Genomic DNA, 19,676 nt, shown 5'->3' with positions numbered 1-19,676 from the left:
CCACCACCGCGGCGGTCAGTAGGTCACGGTGACCACCACCGTGTCGGCATAGGTGCCGGGCGACGGCGTCGCCTGCGGCGGCACCCGCCCATAGACGGTGATGTCCTGCGACGTGCCCGTCCCCGTGCCCGCCACGGCCTCGCCCGGAACAGAACCGGATCCCCACGGCAAGGAGCGGGCGGCGTCCTGATAGAGACCATAGGTCACCGTTTCGGCGCCCTTCGTCATCAGCCGCGCGGTCGGCGGCCCGCCCGACGCGCCGCCGTCCAGCCCCACCGAATAGCTGTTTCCCGGGGTGCAGGTGACGGAGACACGGCCCGTCGCGTCCACGTTTGTACCGAGCACGCCCTGCGTGCCGAAATCCACGTCCTGCGTCGAGACGAGGCAATTGCTCGCCACGGTAGCGCTGATATTGAAGCCGGGGCGCTCCACCGAGCCCGAGAGGACAGAGCAGTCGTTCCCGAGCGAATAGCGATAGCGGAACTCCACATCGGCGCCGGCGAAACTGGACAAATGGGTTCCCGCGGCAACCGTCGTCTGGCCGCCAGGCATTGCCGCGTAAAGCGTATAGTTCGCGCTCCCTCCGCCCAGAACCCCCAATGTCAGCGACAGCGAGGGCGGGCGGGCCGCATAGGCCCACAGATAGGAACCCCACACCGTGCTGCGCGCCGCATCGGAATAGAGCTGATAGGCGAGCACGCTGCCGCCGCTGACCATCAGCCGCGCGGCGGGCGTGGCGCCGCCGCTCCCCGCCCCCAGGTTCGGGCAGATGAGGATGCGCGACAGGGTCAGGCCGGTGCAGGTCGCGTTGACAGTCGCGGTGGTGTTGACCTGCCCTCCCGCCAGCGTATCGACGACGCCGAAGCTGACATTCGATACCGTGAACGAACAGTTTTGCGCCAGGGAAAGCCGCGTGCCTGCCGCGATGGCGAGGGCAGCCAGCAGAAGAAGCCGCAGATACGGGATCAAAGGCACGGGACACCGCCGATCCGCACCTGGTTTCCCGGATCCGGGCGGAAGGCGAACTTCGCCTCGCACATGCGCCCGTCCGCCAGTTCGATCCGCACCCGGTTCTCCGCCTCGAGACCATGCAGATAGGCTTCTCCGTCATAGCCGACGACGAAGGCGCTTTCCGCCGGACCGACCACAACCCCCGTCAGGCTCACCGGCAAGGGATCGCCCGCCGCATCGACGAAGGCCACGAGGGCCGTGCCCGACGCCTTGGACACGCCGAAATCCACCACCACGCCCGACCGGCTGGCCGGCACCACCGCCCGCGTTGTGGCCGGGATCTCCGCATCGACCGGCAGGTCGCGCGGATCGAAGGACAGCGCATTCTCCTCATGGGACACCAGGTCCGGCACCAGAAGCCGGCCATGCCGGTTGGTGCGCCCGGCCGGCCGATTCTGATGCCGCACCTCGATGCCGGGCGCTCCCACGTCGACCACGGCGAAGGCATCGTCGAGGCGGTTGGTCGCAAACACGCCGCCGCCGGCGACGGCGAGCGCGCCGTCCCACTGGCCGGTGAAGCGGAAATCCTCGTCGTGGTTCTGCACCGCGACCTCGCCCCGCCCGAAGGCGGAACGGTAGCTGACGGAAGCCGACCGGTCGGGCCTGCTGCCTTCCGCACTGCGCAGGCGCCATCCGATGCTGCCGTTCTCCCTGCGCTCCTGACTGGAAAGCTGCGAGACCAGCCGTGTTCCATCCTGTCCCTGCTCGATTGCCGTCGAAGCGGTCACCGTCTTACCGAACGAGAAGGAGACGCCGGCGAAGACGCCGAAATGCCGGCGGTCCTCCGCGTCGATGAACGCCGAAGCGTAAAGGCTGCCGCGTTCGGTGAGACGCTGCCCGTAGGAAAGACCAAAGATCCGGCTGCGCTCTCCCGCCGCGTCCGTGAGGTGGGTGTAGGAGAGATTGAGGTTGGACATGTCCAGAGCCAGCGGCACGCCGATCGAGAGCTGATCGATGGCGCGCGGCACGCCGGCACTGAGGCGCGCCAGGCCAGCCTCGCCCCCGGCCTCCGGCCGTGCGGTCACCGAGGCGATGTCCTGATAGTCGCCGAACGTCCGCTGGATGCGGCCGCGCAGCGTCCAGCCTTCGAAACCGAGTTCGACGGAAGCGCTGGCGAGAAAGCCCGTTTCGCCCCTATACGCGCTGCCCGCCGCGGCGAACGACGCCGCGCCATAGGCGCCCAGTGGAAAGGCTGCGCCGACCCCGCCGTTGACCAGCTCGGCCCCGCCTTCCAGATGTCCTTCTAGCGTCAACCAGTCGGCCAATCCGTAGCGGGCGCTGACAGACCCCATCAACTCGTCATCGTAACCATCTGAATTCGTGCCGAAATCCCGCCGCGGAAATCCGATCTCCGCCGAAAAGTCGAGCAGGCCTTTGCGCAGAAGCATGGTCGAGGCATAGAACGGCAGGGTGACGGTGCTCTCGCGGCCCTGCAGGTCGCGCAGCACGATCCGTGCCGAACCGGCACCGGCGACCGCCGGCAGGTTGACGAGGCGGAACGGTCCCTCCGCGAGATCTCCGGAATAGCTGCGCGCATTCCGCGTATAGACCTCCAGCGTCGAGGGAACCGCCGCCGTTCCGGAAAAGGCGGGCAGCGGCAGCGTGACGAGGTCGGGCCGCAGGGCGAAGTTCCGCCGGACCTGCAGGCCGCCCAGATAGACCGGTCGGGTCCAGGGAAGGCCTCCCGTCACCAAATCCCCTGCCCGGTATGTGATCAGCCGCGCTGGGTCCGAATAGGTCCAGCTCGTGGCCAGACGCCGGAACCCGTCGAGTTCGCCATCCGTGTAGCCGGCCACAAAGGACTGGCTGACGGTTCCGTAGGGACTGAACAGGCGCGCTTCGAAACTGCCCGAAATGCCCTTCAGCAGCGCGCCATCGCCCTTCGACAGCGTGTTCGAACTGGCGAACAAGGCATAGTTGAGAACCGCGCCGAAGCCGGAGGCGGTTGGCTTGCGTCCTTCGGCAGGCGCGGGAGCGATATCGACGACATGCTCCGCCCGGCTGGCATTCGAGGCCGTCACGAAAAGCCCCTGCGCGGCTTCGTCATAGGCGACGACGACGCCCGGAAGCGTATCGAGCCGGACCAGCTCCTCGTCATTGCCCGCAGCGCCTCCCGCATTCAAGCCGACCTCGCGCAACTCCCCGCGCGTTGCCGCGAGGCCGCCATCCGCCAGTTCCTTGAAATGACCAATCAGACGGGTCGAGGCATCGTTGATGAACACCTCCAGATAAAGGTCGCGTATCACATCCACGGGCGCCCGCGCCCGGTCGGCTCTCGGCTGTTCCTGCGCGACCGCCGGCAGGCCGCCGCAGGCAACGGCGATCGTCACGATCAGCCTAGCGGCCGCGTATGGGCAAAGTCGCTTCAATGGGTCCGAGATGGGTTTGAACGGTCATGGTGACGGGGCCGCCGCCCAGGCCTGCGGCGGCCCCGAGCGGCCATTGCATCGTTGCCCCGCCCAGAACGTAGCCCAGCAGGCCGCTTTCGCGCCTGACGACCCCGCCGCCCGCGCGCAGCAGGACGTCCGAAATCCGCAACCGGGATGAGCCGGTATTGCGCGCCACCAGGACGAGCCGCCCGCCCGAACGCGCCAGGTTCCATGAAACGCGCGGACCCGGAGCATCCGCTGCGCGGAAGAACACCGGGATCACGTGGCGCACCACGAGGCTAACCGTGCCCGCCCGGCGGCGCCCCGGATCCGGAAGTTCGTCCACCACCACGCGATAGCTCTCCTCGCCGGTGACCGGGCGGCGTGCGGTGCGCACCACGCGGACCGTGTAGTCCATGCCCGGGGCGAGTTGCGTCGCCGGCGGACTGGCCACCACCATGTCCGTCGCCTCGAAACGGTCCGCGCCGTTGGACTGCATCCATCGAAATACCCGGATCTGCACGTTGATCGGCCGCTTCGCGTCGTTGCGCAGGCGGAGAACCGCTGCGCTGTCTGGAGCGATGAGTTCGAGCGTCGTCGGCGCGACGCGCAGCGTCGCCGCTGCGCCCGCATGCATCCACAAGGCGGAGAGCAGGATGCCAAGACCGACCGAGAGCAAGCGCATTGCCGCCTCCTCCCGCTTCTCAGTAGGTTATCGTGATCGTCACAAGGTCGGCGTAGGCCCCCGCGGCGGGTGTGGTCTGCGGCGGCACGTTTCCATAGACCGTCAGGGCCTGCGAACTGCCGTTCCCGGTTCCGCCGACCGTATCGCTCGACACCGTGTCTCCCCACACCAGCGCATGGGCCGCGTCCCGGTAGAGCCCGTAGGCGACGACGGCCGATCCCGGCCCGGTCATGTACCGCGTCGTCACGCTGGCCCCGGCGCCCGTTCCGGCGTTCAGACCCACATTGTATGGGGTGCCGTCGGTGCACTGGACATTGATCGTTGTCGTCTGGTCGATGTCGGCACTCAGAACGCCCTGGGTGCCGAAATCCAGGTCGGCGGCCGATACGACCGTACATTCGGCCTGGATGGTGACGCGGACATTCATCGTGCCCGTCGCAGTGGCCGAATGGACCGGACCTGCCGACGCAAACGACGCCAGGACGGCGACGGGAAGTGCAATCTGGATCAATCTTGGCACGCTGGACCTCGTGAATCCTCGAATCCGACAACATCGGATTACCGACAGAATCACCCCGGCCCTCATCGAATACTCATATCAGACAGATAAATTTTCGTTAATAGACAGATGACCGAAAGGACAGAATGCCCATCCAAATGCAATGAAAACATTTTAAATAGAAAATAATTCACCCGCAGGAAGCACAGGAGACCACAGAACACGCCTGACGTAGATCAAAGCGGAAAAAATGATTATTTGATCAAATTTCCGCCAGGACTCCGAAGCCTGAGACAGCGGCCATTGCGTCCAAAAAGGAAACCCGCGGGAAACTTCAAGAGCCGACGCCGCGCGGATCGTGCTGCGACTACGGTGGCGACAACGGCAGATCGCCCGCGTCAGCCGACCGCGCGCCTGGCCGGCTGCTCCAGCCGGTCGTCATACTGCGATAGAGGACTTCCGGGCGCCAGGTCGGGATTGCCCGCGACGACATCAGCGATGAAGTCCATGACGGCCCGCACCGCCTGCGTCTTGCGCAGGTCCCTGCGCTTCACCAGACAGAGATCGCGCGCGAAGGACGGCACGTCGTCATAGATCCGCACGAGGTCCCGGTCCCGATCGGCGATGAAGCATGGCAGGCCCGCAATGCCGATCCCGGCGCGCGCAGCGATCAGATGTTCGCTGATGCGGTTCAGTTCGCTGACCACGGGCCGGTCGCCTGCAACGCCGAGCAGCCAGCGCTGCAGCGGCAGATCGGCGTACCGCTGATCGAAAGCGATGAACTGCCAGCGCTCCGGCACATCCAGATGGGCATAGTCCCGATGAGCGTAAAGACCGAAGGTCATCGTCCCGATGGTCCGGGCAGTACCGTCGCGCTCATCGGGCGGGACGAGCCGGACGGCGAGATCCGTCTCGCTTTTCCTGGGCTGGCTCTGGGCATCATGGGCGGAGAGCGATATCTCGATATGCGGATGCTCGCTGCGGAAACGCGGCATGTGCGCGGCGAAGACATGGGCTGCGAGGATCGGCGGCGCGCTCAGCGTGACCCGCCCGATGATGGGAGTGCGGGCGGCCTTCACCACGTCCGCAATGCCGTGGGCATTGGCTTCCATATCGACGGCCCATTTATAGACCTGCGCGCCAACGGGCGTGAGACGACAGGATCGGGAAGGGCGGTCGACCAGGCGCACGTCGAGCGTGGCTTCCAGCGCAGCAAGCCGCCTTCCGACGGTCGCGCGATCCACATCGAGCGCACGCGCGGCGCCGGCGAGCGATTTGCTCTGGGCCACGGCCAGGAAGTGCCGGATATCCTCCCAGTCTACCACCAGTTTATTCCCCTCGCCCTTTTGCACCCGGAAAAGCCGTCACGGTTATAACCATTCCGCCCGGGTCGTACAGGCCCGATGGGAACGAACACAGCCTTATCCGCTTGCGTTTCGCGGATCCCGTCACGGGAAACCGGCCCGCCCGCACACGAAAGAACCATCGCGCGCGAGGCCCCCGAACCAAGCAACCCTGCAGTTCAGGAAAAGGATGAATACACGAAAAAGCTGCAAAGAAAAGACGGTTCTTTCGCCCTTGGGCAGCGGTGGTGATGCAGAGGCGCGGCAGCGGCGATGATGGTGCCCCCGGACGGACTCGAACCGCCGACCCCCTGATTACAAATCAGGTGCTCTACCAACTGAGCTACAAGGGCAATCGGTGCTCCCGTTAGCATAATCGCCGCGCGAGTGAAATCAAAACTGGCATTGCGCCGACGCGATACCCACATCAATGCAGCCGCCGGAACCTTTGCAGTTGTCCGGCTGCATGCTAACCGGTAGCAGACCGCAGTCTAGAGGGCCGATCCATTCCATGAACCCACCGCTACCGGCCCTTTCCTTTGTATGCGCCGACACCGACGATGCCCAGGAAGCAGCAGCGCGCCTTTCGGCCCTCTACGGACAGGAGCGCATCGAGGATGCCGACGTCATCGTCGCGCTCGGCGGCGACGGTTTCATGCTGCACACGCTGCGTGAAACCATGGGCACCGGCAAGCGCATCTACGGGATGAACCGCGGGACCGTCGGCTTCCTGATGAACGAGTATCGCGAGGACGGGCTGCGTGAGCGCATTGCCGCGGCCATCGGCGAGACGGTTCGTCCGCTGCAGATGCACGCGCTCGACGCAGATGGCAACATCACGGAGGCTCTCGCCGTCAACGAGGTGTCATTGCTGCGCCAGTCCTATCAGGCCGCGAAGATCCGCATCTCCATCGACGGCAAGGTGCGGCTGGAGGAACTGATCTGCGACGGCGTGATGGTGGCAACGCCAGCGGGGTCGACCGCCTATAATCTCTCGGCGCACGGGCCGATCCTGCCGCTTGACGCACCATTGCTCGCCCTGACCCCGGTCAGCCCTTTCCGCCCGCGCCGCTGGCGTGGCGCCCTCGTCTCGAACCAGGCGACGGTGCGCTTTGACATTCTGGAACCCGACAAGCGGCCCGTCAACGCGGTCGCCGATCACACGGAAATCAAGTCGGTGGTCTCCGTCAGCGTTCGCGAATCCCACGACAGGACGGTGACCGTGCTTTTCGACGAGAGCCATTCCTGGAACGAACGCATCCTGTCAGAACAGTTTCGCTATTGAAACGCGCCTGACTTTACGGCATGTGTTCTGTTGACAATGGGCGCTGCAACCCGTAGGCCCTGCATGGATTCGAGGCAGGATGCCTCACGGACGGCGCCACGCCGCGAAAGCAAAGACAGCCAAAACGTGCCAGCAGAACAAGACGCCGCTCAGGAAGCGATGACATTTTCGGACCTTGGCCTCTCGCCGAAGGTTCTTTCCGCCGTAACCGATGCCGGCTACACGGAACCCACTCCGATCCAGGCAGGCGCCATACCGCACGCGCTGGCCGGCAAGGACGTTCTGGGCATCGCCCAGACGGGGACGGGCAAGACCGCCTCCTTCGTCCTGCCGATGCTGACTAGGCTCGAGCGTGGACGCGCAAGGGCGCGCATGCCGCGCACGCTGATCCTCGAACCGACGCGCGAGCTCGCGGCCCAGGTCGAGGAGAACTTTGTCAAATACGGCAAGAACCATCGGCTGAACATCGCGCTGCTGATCGGCGGCGTCTCCTTCGACGAGCAGGAGAAGAAGCTCGAGCGCGGCGCCGATGTGCTGATCGCCACGCCCGGCCGCATGCTCGATCATTTCGAGCGCGGCAAACTGCTTCTGACCGGCGTCGAGATCCTCGTCATCGACGAGGCCGACCGCATGCTCGACATGGGGTTCATTCCGGATATCGAGCGCATCTGCAAGCTGATCCCCTTCACGCGGCAGACCCTGTTCTTCTCGGCGACCATGCCGCCCGAAATCACCAAGCTGACGGAACAGTTCCTGCAGGGTCCGGTGCGTGTCGAGGTTTCACGCCCCGCCACCACCGCCACCAACATCACGCAGCGCTTCGTCAAGGTCGGATCAAAGCCGTGGGACAAGCGGGAGAAGCTGCGCAAGCTGATCGACGATGAAGGCGAAACGCTGAAGAACGCGATCATCTTCTGCAACCGCAAGAGCGAAGTGGCCACGCTGTTCCGCTCCCTGGCGCGCCATGAATACGACGCGGGCGCGCTGCACGGCGATATGGACCAGCGTGCGCGCATGACCATGCTGGAGAATTTCCGCAAGGGCAATCTGAAGCTGCTCGTGGCATCCGATGTGGCCGCGCGCGGCCTCGACATTCCCGATGTCAGCCACGTCTTCAACTTCGATGTGCCGATCCATGCGGACGACTATGTGCACCGCATCGGCCGCACCGGCCGTGCCGGCCGCTCGGGCAAGGCCTTCACGCTGGTGAGCCGCGCCGACCAGAAATATGTCGACGCGATCGGCAAGCTGATCGGCCGGGAGCCGGAATGGCTCGACGGCGACCTGTCGACGCTGAGCGCCGAGGACGAGACGGCGGAGAAGCCGCGCGGCCGCGGCGGCAGCAAGCGCGCGCCGAAGAAGGAAGATTCGGACGTCGGCGAGGACAAGGGCCGCAAGGCTGAGGCCGGAAAGGGCCGCAGGGAAGCGATCAAGGCGGAGAACACCGAGCGCAAGGCCCGCCACGACGACGCGTCTCAGGCAGAGCGCAGGCCGCGCAAGCAGGATCAGCGCCGCGAGCGCGAGGAAGACAACGCCGTGGTCGGCTTTGGCGACGACGTTCCCGCCTTCATGGAGATCGGCGTCAAGGGCTGAATGCCCTTCAGACGACCCTAAAAAGAAGCCGCCGCGGTAACCCGTGGCGGCTTCTTCGATTCCGGAGCACTCTCCATCCATTCCGGATCGCGGCACTCCATGGATCGTGTTGTTCCTGGTTCAAGCGCACATGGCTGTTAGCGCGCCGCTGCCCGCTCCCTGGCGCGGGCAGAACAACCGGGATCTGATCCTGTGCCCTGTAGCACCGCGCGTCTCATGACACGCACGGCGCTGCAACGGTCTGAAACAGTGCTTTTTCCTTTCGGATGAATCCATCCGAAAGCGGCATGCGTTAGAAGCGCGCCGTCGCACCGACGATGAATGTGCGGCCACGGCCCGTGTTGACGCCCTTGTAGCTGTCCGCAAAGCCGCCCATGGCGTTCATGTAGCTCTTGTCCGCGATATTCTCGACCGAGAAGAAGAGCTTGGCGTTCTCGTTGAACTGCCAGGAGCCATAGGCGTCGAATAGCACATAGTCCGGGAAGTGCAGCGAATTGGCATCGTCGAAGAAGACCTGCACGCTGTCGCCCACGTAGCGCATGCGCCCGCCGAGCGTCAGCCGCTGGTCGAACAGCCGCGTCCCGACGTCGATCGTCGCGAAGTCGTCGGGCAGCCTGCCCACGTCGTTTCCGACGCCCGCAAAATAAGGCAGCGGCTGCTCGGTGTCGGCGATGGTGAGCGAGAAGTTCGCGTAGAGGAAGCCCGCATCATATCCGCCTTCGAGCTCGAAGCCGCTCATGGTCGTGGTGCCCGGCAGGTTGATCCACCGCACCATCGGACGAGGGTCGCTCGGCTTCTGCTCCCGCCCATAGGTGATGAAGTTCTCGATGCGGTTGCGGAAATAGCCCGCCTTCAGCCGGAATGCGTCGCCCGCGATCAGCAGGTCGTTCGCCGTGACGTTCACACCGATGTCTATGCCGCGCATGGTCTCGGCCACCAGATCCAGATTGTTCTCGATCGGGCTGCCGCCGCCGCTGAAATTGTGTCCACCCGGATAGAACATTTCCGAAGCCGTCGGCGCGCGATAGGTGTGCGCGTAGGTGGCGTAGAACTCCATCCAGTCGAGCGGCCTCAATGTGGCGGTCACGCTCGGGTTCCACTCGTCGCCGGAGCGGCTGGCGGTTTCGCCGGGACAGTTGCCGCCGCCAGGCGGGCAGGTTCCCACACCCGGCAGCGTGTAGCCCCGGACACCGCTCAACTGCCAGCGATCGTAGCGCAGCCGGCCCTTCAGCCCGAGCATGCCGTGGGTGAGCGACGTTTCGCCGAACAGGCCCGCCTTGATTAGGCGTCCGTCCGGATTTGCGCCCCGCCGGTCGTTACCCTTGTAGTCGTCGGAGGAATAGGCTGCGCCGTAGTAGAACTCGAGGTCCGTCTCGCCAAAGCTGGTACGGCTGCGGTTGCTGATGTCGACGCCGGCGCTCTTGTTGACGCCGTTCCGGTCGGAGAAAACCCCGCCGACGCCGTCGAAATCCAGCTCCGTCGTGTTGAGATAGGCGTTTACCCGCAGATCCCATAACGGGTTGCCCGGCGTGTAGGCATAGTTGGCGGTATAGGTCTGATTGTTGATCGACCAGTCGTAGCCGGCGCTCTGGACGTGGAACGCGTTGTCATACCAGCGTCCGCCGAGCTTCAGCTCGTGCGTGTCGTTCGGCTTCAGCTCCATCTTCAGCAGCCCCGAACCGGGCTTGTTCGTCGGATCGAACGGCACCGCGACACTATCGCCATTCTCGAAATGCCCTTTCTCCGTATAGGAGAACGCACCGACAAGGTTCGCGGTCCCCTCCCCGTTGGGGAACATGGGCGCGCGCAGGCCGCCGGCGATCATGCCGGACCAGCCGAAATGGTTGCTGCCCCCGCGCCACGTGTTCATCACGCCGTAGTCGCGTCCCGGCAGAAGCACGTCATCGATGCCGATGGTGCGGAAATTGGCGGAGCCGCCGAGCGCCCCCATGCCCTCCGCACCGGAAACGGCCCCGCGGACCACATCGACACTCGTCAGGAGATTGGGATCGACATAGGCAAGATCGTCGAAGGTGCCGCCATGGCCGGACAGATTGCGGAAAGTCTGCGGCACCCCGTCGATCATCGTGTTGACGCGTCCCATGCCCTGCAGGCCCCGAACGTTCACCGTCAGTCCCGGCTGGTCGGACGGGTTGCGGGTGAACGTGCCCGCCGCCGAGCGAAGCACCTGGTTGGCGTCGCCGCCGAAACGCTCGGTGATCGCCTCCCGCTCCACGCGGCTCGCGGGCGCGGGCCTGGCATAGGGATCCCCCCCGCCGGCGTCCGTGATGAGAAGCCGCTGGAGAAGCGTCGATTGCGCGAAGGCGCGATCCGCCGTCCGTTCTCCGCTTTCCTGAGCCAGTGAGACGCTTGCCGATGCCCCTGCCATGACAACGGCCATGGCGGTTGCGGAAACGATGTGACGGCGCCTTGAGCGCATAAGCATGTGAAGCCCCCTTCAGTCGACCTGGACAAAGGCTGGCTCATCACGCGGGTTCAGACACATGCTTGCTGGCAGGAACGGCGGCCGGGTCAGCGGCAACCGCGTCGGCACGTTATAAATATGATTTTTATAGTCAAGTATTATTCTGCAAACAAACCATGGAGCGCACGCGAAAACTCCGGCGGGTCTTCGCCCGCAGGGAATTTCGGAGATCCCTTACGATCGATCTGTGGAGTTTGCCGCCCCGGCGGTTCAGAATGCGCCGCGTGCCTCGGCGAGTTCCTTGAGCTCGGCAGGCTTTAATTCCACCGATTCGCCGCAGCCACAGGCGGATGTCTGGTTCGGATTGTTGAAGGTGAAGCCGGTGCGCAGCTTCGTCACCTCGAAGTCGAGCACGGTTCCAAGCAGGAACAGCGCCGCTTCCGGCGCGACATAGACATGCGCGCCCTGATGCTCGACATGGTCGTCGCCGGGATCGGCATCCGTCACCAGATCGACCGTGTACTCCATCCCCGCGCAGCCGCCCTTCTTGATGCCGACGCGCACGCCCCTGGCACCCTCGCGCGCATCCATGATCTCGCGCACGCGGCTGGCTGCGGCGTCGGTCATGCTCATCACTTGAAATCGACTCATGCGTCTCTCCATTCACAGCGAGGGCAAGGCTCGCGGAAGGCTTTCCCTGAAGATGGTCAAGTTTCAGCGCGGTTGCAAGGGGCGCGTTCAGGCGCCTTGGATCGCCGTGCGTCCTTTCGGACGCACAAAGGACGATCCAAATCATTGATGGAGCATCGGAATGACCGAAAACCGGTTTCCACTTTCCGGTCCGATGTTCTAGTACCAGCCGACGGCCACCTGCGCCTCTTCCGACATGCGATCCGGCGTCCATGGCGGGTCGAAGACCATCGATACCTCGACATCGCTGATCCCCTCGACCGCGCTGACCGCATTCTGCACCCAGCCGGGCATTTCGCCCGCCACCGGGCAGCCGGGCGCCGTCAGCGTCATGTCGATCTTGACCGAGCGGTCGTCCTCGATGTCGATCTTGTAGATCAGGCCGAGCTCATAGATGTCGGCCGGTATCTCCGGGTCGTAGACGGTCTTCAGGGCGCTGACGATGTCGTCCGTCAGCCGGGCCAGTTCCTCCTGGGGTATGCTGGACCCGGGCACGACGGGGGCATCCGTGTCGATCGTTGCGGCCTGGTCGTCCTGCGGTGCGTCGGTCATCATCGTCATCCGAAGAATGTGCGGGCTTTTTCAAGCGCTTCGGCCAAGGCATCCACCTCGGCCCGCGTGTTATACATGGCGAAGGAGGCGCGGCATGTCGAGGTCACGCCGAAATGCTTCAGGAGCGGCTGGGCGCAATGGGTTCCGGCACGCACGGCGACGCCGGCACGGTCGATCACCATCGACACGTCGTGCGCGTGAATGCCCTGCAGTTCGAAGGAGATGATCGATCCCTTGCCGGGCGCGTTGCCGAAAATGCGCAGCGAATTGATGCGTCCGAGCCGTTCATGGGCGTAACGCGCCAGATCGGCCTCGTGCGCGGCGATCGCCTCGCGACCAACGCCTTCCATGTACTCCAGCGCCGCGCCCAGGCCGATCGCCTGCACGATGGGCGGGGTTCCCGCCTCGAAGCGATGCGGCGGGTCGTTGTAGGTGACGGCATCGAGGGACACGTCCTCGATCATCTCCCCGCCGCCCTGGAAGGGCCGCATGGCGGCGAGCCGCTCCTTCTTGCCGTAGAGCACGCCGATCCCCGACGGCCCGTAGAGCTTGTGCCCCGTGCAGACATAGAAGTCGCAATCGAGCGCCTGGACGTCGACCGGCAGGTGCACGGCACCCTGGCTGCCATCGACCAGCACCGGAATGCCGCGCGCATGGGCGATCTCGATGATCGCCTTCAGCGGCGTCACCGTGCCCAGCACGTTTGACATATGGGTAATCGCCACCAGCCGCGTGCGATCCGTCAGGCTCCGCTCGAACGCCTCGACGCTCAGCACGCCCTCGTCGTCGACGGGTATCCAGACAAGCCTGGCGCCCTGGCGTTCGCGCAGGAAGTGCCACGGTACGATGTTGGAATGGTGCTCCATGATCGAGAGCACGATCTCGTCGCCCTCCCCGATCTGCGGCATGGCGTGGCCGTAGGCGACCGTATTGATCGCCTCGGTCGCGGATTTGGTGAAGACGATCTCGTCGACGCTCGGCGCGTTGAGGAAGCGGCGAACGGTTTCGCGCGCCTTCTCATAGGCGTCGGTCGCCGCATTGGAGAGGAAGTGCAGGCCGCGATGCACATTCGCGTATTCGTTCGCATAGGCATGCGTCACCGCGTCGATAACGGCCTGCGGCTTCTGGGCCGAAGCGCCGTTGTCGAGATAGACCAGCGGTTTCCCATAGACCTCGCGCGCCAGGATCGGGAAATCGCGGCGGATCGCCTCGACGTCGTATTTGCTGTTTTCGACCTTCTGGTCCACTGCCTCGAACCTTCCCGTTTTATACCCGGCGTTCAGCTGAGGCTGGTGGCGGGTCTCGCCGCAAACGTTGCGGCGGAAACCGCCGTTCAGCCTGTGCCAGCCATCACCCGTGTTCCACGAACCAGGCGTCGAGCTTGCCTTCCAGCGCCTCGACGACCGCTTCGTCGTCGAGTTCCTCGATCACCTCGGCGACGAACGCCTTCACCAGCAGACCGCGCGCCGTCTTCTCGTCAATGCCGCGCGCCATCAGGTAGAACAGGTGATTGCCGTCGATCTCCGTCACCGTCGCGCCATGGCCGCAGGCCACGTCATCGGCGAAGATCTCGAGTTCCGGCTTGGCCGAGAAGCCGCCATCGTCCGACAGGAGCAGCGTGTTGCAGGCCATCTTGGCATCGGTCTTCTGTGCATCCCGCGCGACGCGGATCTGCCCCTGGAAGACGCCGTTGGCCCGACCGGTCACCACGTTGCGCAGGGTCTCGGTGGAATAGGTGTCCGGCGCGATGTGGTCGAGCACCATGGTGACATCGCAATGGGCCTCGCCGGCAAGGAGATTGACCCCGCGCAGGCGGAACTCCGATCCCTCGCCAGCAGCCTCGACCCTGACTTCCTGCCGCACCAGCTTGCCGCCGCTGTTCATCACGAACAGGGTCAGCTTGGCATTCTTGCCGAGCCGGGCGGAGAATCTGCCGAGATACGATGCCGTGTCGGGCTGCTCCTGCAGCACGATCCAGAGGACCTCGGCGTCGTCCGCCACATCGAGATCGCTGATGGACGAGACCAGCGCCTCTCCGTCGCCAGCCTGCCGCTCGACGATGGTCGCCTTCGCCCCGGCAGCCGCCTTGACCGAGAAGCGGCTATGCGCCTGGCCACCCGTGTGGAGGTTCTGCAGTTCGATCGCCCGGTCGAGGTTTGCTCCCTCGGCGATGTCGATCACGTAGCCGTCCGAAACGAATGCGGCATTGATCGCGCCCACCGCGTCATGCGGCTCGGCGGCGGCGAGACCGTCGGTCATGCCGCCCTCGATCAGCCGGTCGGCGACGGTCGAAACCGTGACCCCGTCGATCCCCGTGTTCCGGTCCACGGCAGCGCCGCCGAGAACCGCCAGAACCGCGGAGCGTTCGATCAGCGGCGCGACCGGCTCCGCCTCGGAGACGGGCTTGAACGCGGGAACGGAGGACAGGAGCCGGCGCAGGTCGGTGTAGTGCCAGGCTTCGACGCGCCGCGACGGCAGGCCGTTCTTCAGAAGCTCGAGCGCTTCGTCGCGGCGAACCGTAACGGCCGCGTCGCCCGGTAACTCGGAAACGCGACCGGCGAAACTGTCAATCAGCGCCGCCTCGGCGGGTGTCCGCGTGGTCTGTGCGTGCACGTTCATCGCAGGCTCCTCAGGCGGCTTCGCCGATAATGCCGGCATAGCCGTTCTTTTCCAGTTCCAGCGCCAAGTCCTTCTCGCCCGACTTGATCACCTGGCCACGATAGAGCACGTGCACGGTGTCGGGGACGATGTATTCCAGAAGCCGCTGGTAGTGGGTGATGACAACGACGGCGCGCTCGGGCGAGCGCAGCGCGTTGACGCCGTCCGCGACGATCTTCAGCGCATCGATGTCGAGGCCGGAATCGGTCTCGTCAAGGATGCAGAGCTTTGGCTCGAGCAGCTTCATCTGGAGGATCTCGGCGCGCTTCTTCTCGCCGCCGGAGAAGCCGACATTGAGCGGACGCTTCAGCATGGCCATGTCCATGTTGAGTTCGTCGGCGCTGGCGCGAACGCGCTTCAGGAGATCGGGGATCTTCAGCTCTTCCTCACCGCGCGCCCGGCGCTGGGCGTTCATCGCCGTCTTCAGGAACTCCATCGTCGCCACGCCCGGTATCTCCATCGGATACTGGAAGGCGAGGAAAATGCCGGCGCTGGAGCGCTCGGCAGGATCCATCTCGAGGATGGATTCGCCGTTGTAGAGAATCTCGCCCTCGGTGACCTCGTAGTCCTCGCGGCCGGCCAGGATGTAGGAGAGCGTCGACTTGCCGGACCCGTTCGGCCCCATGATCGCGGCCACCTCTCCGGCCTTGACGGTCAGGTTGAGGCCGCGAATGATCTCGGTGCCGTCCTCGGCGATGCGTGCGTGCAGGTTTTTGATCTCAAGCATGATTTCTTCCAAACTGTTGCGCCGGCCTCAGCCGACCGATCCCTCAAGCGAAATGCCGATGAGCTTCTGCGCCTCGACGGCGAACTCCATCGGCAATTGCTGGATGACGTCCTTGACGAAGCCGTTGACGATGAGCGCGATGGCTTCCTCTTCGGGAATGCCGCGCTGCATGACGTAAAACAGCTGGTCCTCGGAAATCTTCGACGTGGTGGCCTCGTGCTCGAACTGCGCCGTCGCGTTCTTGGCCTCGATGTAGGGCACCGTATGGGCGCCGCAATCATTGCCGATCAGCAGGCTGTCGCACTGGGTGAAGTTGCGGGCGTTCGCGGCCTTGCGATGGGCCGAGACCTGCCCGCGATAGGTGTTCTGCGAGTTGCCGGCCGAAATGCCCTTCGAGATGATCCGGCTCGTGGTGTTCTTGCCCAGATGGAGCATCTTGGTGCCGGAATCGATCTGCTGATGGCCGTTCGACACGGCGATCGAGTAGAACTCGCCGCGGCTGTTGTCGCCGCGCAGGATGCAGGACGGATACTTCCAGGTGATCGCCGAGCCGGTCTCGACCTGCGTCCAGGAAATCTTGGAGTTCTTGCCCCGGCAGTCGCCACGCTTGGTGACGAAATTGTAGATGCCGCCCTTGCCCTCGGAATCGCCCGGATACCAGTTCTGCACCGTCGAGTACTTGATCTCGGCATCGTCGAGCGCGATCAGCTCGACCACCGCGGCATGGAGCTGGTTCTCGTCGCGCTGCGGCGCCGTGCAGCCCTCCAGATAGGACACATAGGCCCCTTCGTCGGCGATGATCAGCGTCCGCTCGAACTGGCCAGTGTTCTTCTCGTTGATGCGGAAATAGGTGGACAGCTCCATCGGGCAGCGCACGCCCTTCGGCACATAGACGAAGGACCCGTCGGTGAAGACGGCGGAGTTCAGCGTGGCGTAGAAATTGTCGGAGACCGGCACCACCGATCCCAGATACTTCTTCACCAGTTCCGGATGCTCGCGGATCGCCTCGGAGATCGAGCAGAAGATGACGCCCGCCTGCGCGAGCTCCTTCTTGAAGGTCGTCACCACCGACACCGAATCGAAGACGGCGTCCACCGCGACGCGGCCCGAGCTGTAGACATTGTCGCCCGGCTCGCCGTCCAGCGTGCTGGGTTCGCCCTGCTTGCGCACGCCGGCCAGGATTTCCTGCTCGCGCAGCGGGATGCCGAGCTTTTCATAGGTGCGGAGCAGTTCCGGATCCACCTCGTCGAGCGATTTCGGGCCCGACTGGTTCTTCGGCGCCGCGTAGTAATGCAGATCCTGGAAGTCGATCTTCGGATAGCTGACGCGTGCCCAGCTCGGCTCTTCCATGGTCTGCCAGCGCTTGAACGCCTGCAGCCGCCACTCGGTCATCCATTCCGGCTCGTCCTTCTTGGCCGAGATGAAGCGGATGATGTCCTCGTTCAGTCCCTTCGGCGCAAGCTCGCTCTCGATATGCGTCTCGAACCCGTATTTGTACTGGTCCACATCGATCATGCGGACCTGATCAATCGTCTCCTGCACGGCAGGCATATGCGTTCTCCATCCATGCCGGGGTCAAGGCCCGGCCGTCTTCAAATCCGGCACACCGTGGTTACAACCTTTCGGCTGCCCCTCATATAGTGCCTCGGGGCAGAGGTTTCACCCGGTCACATAGATAATATGCGTCACTTTCTCCAGTTTAACTTGTAACAGTCTCATGCGACATTTGGGGCCACCTCAGGCGGCCTCCGAATTGCCTTTGCGACGTCTGGCCAATCCTGCCAGGGCGTCGGCGAACAGGCCGATCTCGGCGTCGGTCGTGCCATGACCGATGGAAACGCGCAAAGCGCTGGCCTGGTCGCCATGCCCCATGGCCTGAAGCACATGGCTCGGGCCCACGCGCCCCGAGGAACAGGCCGATCCCGCAGACACGGCAACGCCCGCGAGGTCGAAGGCGATCTGCGCGGTCTCCGCCTTCATGCCCGGTATCGAGAAGAAGCTCGTATTGCCGACGCGCGGCGCGTCCGCTCCATGGATGACAGCATCGGGCACCTGCGTCCGGACGAGATCTTCGATCCTGTCGCGCAACGCCGTCACCTGCGGTATTCCCGCAAGCCCCGCCAGTGCCTCACGCGCCGCAACGCCGAAGCCCACGGCCGCCGGCAGGTTCTCCGTGCCGGCCCGGTGTCCCTTTTCCTGCCCACCGCCCACGACCAGCGGGGACGGCATCATCAGATCGGCTGCGCTGACAACCGCGCCTGCGCCCTTCGGGCCTCCGATCTTGTGCGATGAAAGAACAAGATAATCGGCATAACCCTCTGAAATATCGAGCGGGATACGCCCTGCCGCCTGCACGGCGTCGAACACTGTGACCGCACCCGCCTCTCTGGCGATGCGACCGATCTCCGCCGCCGGCTGGATCGTTCCGGTCTCGTTGTTGACCAGATGCATGGCCAGAAGCGGCAGGCCGGCCGCGCGGTCGTGCCGGGCGAGCCTGACCGCCAGGTCGTCGAGGTCGATCAGGCCATCGGCGCGAACCGCGATGCGCGTCACATTCGCCGCGGCGAAGCGCCCGCCCTTAAGAATGCAGGGATGATCCGCCGCACTGACATAGAGATGTGGAAAACGCAGTGGCGCCCGCCCCATCGTCCAGTCCGGCGTGAGCAGCAGGGTCGCCGCTTCCGTCGCCCCGGAGGTGAAGACCACATGCTCCGCCCGGCCGTTCACCAGGGCGGCGACACCGGCGCGCGCCTCCTCCAGCATGCGTTTGGCGGCGCGGCCCTCGGCATGGACCGAGGATGGATTGGCGGCCACAGCGAGCGCATCGACCATCGCCGCGCGCGCGCTGTCGGTCAGCGGCGCGCTTGCGTTATAGTCGAGATAGGCGCGGTTTGCCGTCATGTCCTTCCGGTCGACCTCACTTTTCCTGCCCGCGCTGCGATCCCCCGCGGCCAAACTTGGCCATCGCGCGTAATTTCCTTGAATTTTCAGGGCGAGCCGTCCTATTTACCCGGCTTGCCGACATGGCGGTCAAATTCGCGTGGCCACCATTTTTGAACAATTCTAAACTAGCTTCTATGGAGGCGTCGGCGTCGCGTCAAGGGTCAAGGAACGCGGATCCTTTCGAACCAGGCGATGCGGCGCCCAATCTGGAGTACCCATGCCCGAGGTCATTTTTACCGGCCCTGCCGGCCGCCTGGAAGGCCGCTATCAGCCCTCCAAGGAAAAAAACGCTCCGATCGCGCTCATCCTGCATCCGCATCCGCAGTTCGGCGGCACGATGAACAACAAAATCGTGTACGACCTTTTCTATATGTTCCAGCAGCGCAGCTTCACCACATTGCGCTTCAATTTCCGCGGGATCGGCCGCAGCCAGGGCGCCTTCGACCACGGCACGGGCGAACTGTCCGACGCGGCGGCCGCGCTGGACTGGGTCCAGACGCTGCATCCCGATTCGAAGAACTGCTGGATCGCCGGCTACTCGTTCGGCGCCTGGATCGGCATGCAGCTCCTGATGCGCCGTCCGGAGATCGAGGGGTTCATGTCGATCTCGCCGCAACCGAATCTCTATGACTTCTCGTTCCTCGCTCCCTGCCCCTCGTCGGGTCTGATCATCCACGGCGATGCCGACAAGGTCGCGCCGCCAAGCGACGTTCAGGGCCTGGTCGACAAGCTGCAGTCGCAGAAGGGCATCACCATCACCCAGAAGACGCTGCCCGGGGTCAACCACTTCTATTCGGACAGCGTCGACACGCTGATCGAGGAGTGCTCGGACTATCTCGACCGCCGCCTGCGCGGCGAACTCGCCGAACCGCGCCCAAAACGCCTGAAATAGAAAC

The 19,676-nt window shown here is 64.5% G+C and carries 16 protein-coding genes and 1 tRNA gene; 3 read left to right on the top strand and 14 right to left on the bottom strand.

What is annotated here, in order from left to right:
• Positions 1-15 precede the first annotated feature (15 nt).
• The 6 genes from NA2_RS18850 to NA2_RS18825 all read right to left on the bottom strand — a co-directional run bounded on the left by NA2_RS18850 (position 16) and on the right by NA2_RS18825 (position 6,260).
• Complete coding sequence (locus NA2_RS18850) at positions 16-966, bottom strand: Csu type fimbrial protein (protein ID WP_244423682.1); 951 nt, start codon at positions 964-966, stop codon at positions 16-18.
• Positions 966-3,341 (bottom strand): fimbria/pilus outer membrane usher protein, encoded by a 2,376-nt coding sequence (locus NA2_RS18845; RefSeq protein WP_008598775.1) that lies wholly within the window; start codon positions 3,339-3,341, stop codon positions 966-968. The genes NA2_RS18850 and NA2_RS18845 overlap by 1 nt, the downstream gene beginning before the upstream one ends.
• 7 nt (positions 3,342-3,348) lie before the next feature.
• Positions 3,349-4,065 carry a fimbrial biogenesis chaperone gene (locus NA2_RS18840; RefSeq protein WP_008598774.1) on the bottom strand — a complete coding sequence of 239 codons (717 nt, stop codon included), beginning with the start codon at positions 4,063-4,065 and terminating at the stop codon, positions 3,349-3,351.
• A 19-nt stretch (positions 4,066-4,084) separates the two neighbouring features.
• Positions 4,085-4,576, bottom strand: a complete 492-nt coding sequence (locus tag NA2_RS18835) for a Csu type fimbrial protein (RefSeq protein ID WP_008598773.1) — start codon at positions 4,574-4,576, stop codon at positions 4,085-4,087.
• 386 nt (positions 4,577-4,962) lie between these two features.
• On the bottom strand, positions 4,963-5,889 hold the full coding sequence (locus NA2_RS18830; protein WP_008598772.1) for a LysR family transcriptional regulator: 927 nt from the start codon (positions 5,887-5,889) through the stop codon (positions 4,963-4,965).
• A gap of 295 nt (positions 5,890-6,184) precedes the next feature.
• Positions 6,185-6,260 (bottom strand) — tRNA-Thr (locus NA2_RS18825).
• A gap of 158 nt (positions 6,261-6,418) precedes the next feature.
• On the opposite strand from NA2_RS18825, the gene NA2_RS18820 reads away from it, so the two are divergent.
• A complete protein-coding gene (locus NA2_RS18820; protein WP_008598771.1) occupies positions 6,419-7,192 on the top strand; it encodes an NAD kinase in 774 nt (257 codons plus the stop codon).
• 159 nt (positions 7,193-7,351) lie between these two features.
• Complete coding sequence (locus NA2_RS18815) at positions 7,352-8,785, top strand: DEAD/DEAH box helicase (protein ID WP_008598770.1); 1,434 nt, start codon at positions 7,352-7,354, stop codon at positions 8,783-8,785.
• A 292-nt stretch (positions 8,786-9,077) separates the two neighbouring features.
• Here NA2_RS18815 and NA2_RS18810 read toward each other — a convergent pair whose 3' ends face one another.
• The 8 genes from NA2_RS18810 to NA2_RS18775 all read right to left on the bottom strand — a co-directional run bounded on the left by NA2_RS18810 (position 9,078) and on the right by NA2_RS18775 (position 18,738).
• On the bottom strand, positions 9,078-11,186 hold the full coding sequence (locus NA2_RS18810; protein WP_244423679.1) for a TonB-dependent receptor domain-containing protein: 2,109 nt from the start codon (positions 11,184-11,186) through the stop codon (positions 9,078-9,080).
• A gap of 294 nt (positions 11,187-11,480) precedes the next feature.
• Positions 11,481-11,861: a Fe-S cluster assembly scaffold SufA gene (gene sufA, locus NA2_RS18805; RefSeq protein WP_008598767.1), complete on the bottom strand. Its 381-nt coding sequence runs from the start codon at positions 11,859-11,861 to the stop codon at positions 11,481-11,483.
• A gap of 198 nt (positions 11,862-12,059) precedes the next feature.
• Positions 12,060-12,461, bottom strand: coding sequence for an SUF system Fe-S cluster assembly protein (locus NA2_RS18800; protein ID WP_008598766.1), 402 nt, complete (start codon positions 12,459-12,461; stop codon positions 12,060-12,062).
• Positions 12,458-13,699 (bottom strand): cysteine desulfurase, encoded by a 1,242-nt coding sequence (locus tag NA2_RS18795; protein ID WP_008598765.1) that lies wholly within the window; start codon positions 13,697-13,699, stop codon positions 12,458-12,460. The genes NA2_RS18800 and NA2_RS18795 overlap by 4 nt, the downstream gene beginning before the upstream one ends.
• 103 nt (positions 13,700-13,802) lie before the next feature.
• Positions 13,803-15,071 carry a Fe-S cluster assembly protein SufD gene (gene sufD, locus NA2_RS18790; RefSeq protein ID WP_008598764.1) on the bottom strand — a complete coding sequence of 423 codons (1,269 nt, stop codon included), beginning with the start codon at positions 15,069-15,071 and terminating at the stop codon, positions 13,803-13,805.
• Between the two features lie 10 nt (positions 15,072-15,081).
• Positions 15,082-15,837, bottom strand: a complete 756-nt coding sequence (gene sufC / locus NA2_RS18785) for a Fe-S cluster assembly ATPase SufC (protein WP_008598763.1) — start codon at positions 15,835-15,837, stop codon at positions 15,082-15,084.
• 27 nt (positions 15,838-15,864) lie between these two features.
• Positions 15,865-17,388 (bottom strand): Fe-S cluster assembly protein SufB, encoded by a 1,524-nt coding sequence (sufB, locus tag NA2_RS18780; RefSeq protein ID WP_008598761.1) that lies wholly within the window; start codon positions 17,386-17,388, stop codon positions 15,865-15,867.
• A gap of 186 nt (positions 17,389-17,574) precedes the next feature.
• A complete protein-coding gene (locus NA2_RS18775) occupies positions 17,575-18,738 on the bottom strand; it encodes a cysteine desulfurase family protein (RefSeq protein WP_008598759.1) in 1,164 nt (387 codons plus the stop codon).
• A 259-nt stretch (positions 18,739-18,997) separates the two neighbouring features.
• Between NA2_RS18775 and NA2_RS18770 the strand changes: the two genes are divergently transcribed.
• Positions 18,998-19,672 carry an alpha/beta hydrolase gene (locus NA2_RS18770; RefSeq protein ID WP_008598757.1) on the top strand — a complete coding sequence of 225 codons (675 nt, stop codon included), beginning with the start codon at positions 18,998-19,000 and terminating at the stop codon, positions 19,670-19,672.
• Positions 19,673-19,676: the final 4 nt, after the last annotated feature.

The sequence above is a fragment of the Nitratireductor pacificus pht-3B genome, assembly GCF_000300335.1.
GTDB lineage: Bacteria > Pseudomonadota > Alphaproteobacteria > Rhizobiales > Rhizobiaceae > Nitratireductor > Nitratireductor pacificus.
Note: the sequence above shows the minus strand (reverse complement) of the source record. Positions and strands in the feature narration are given on the sequence as shown.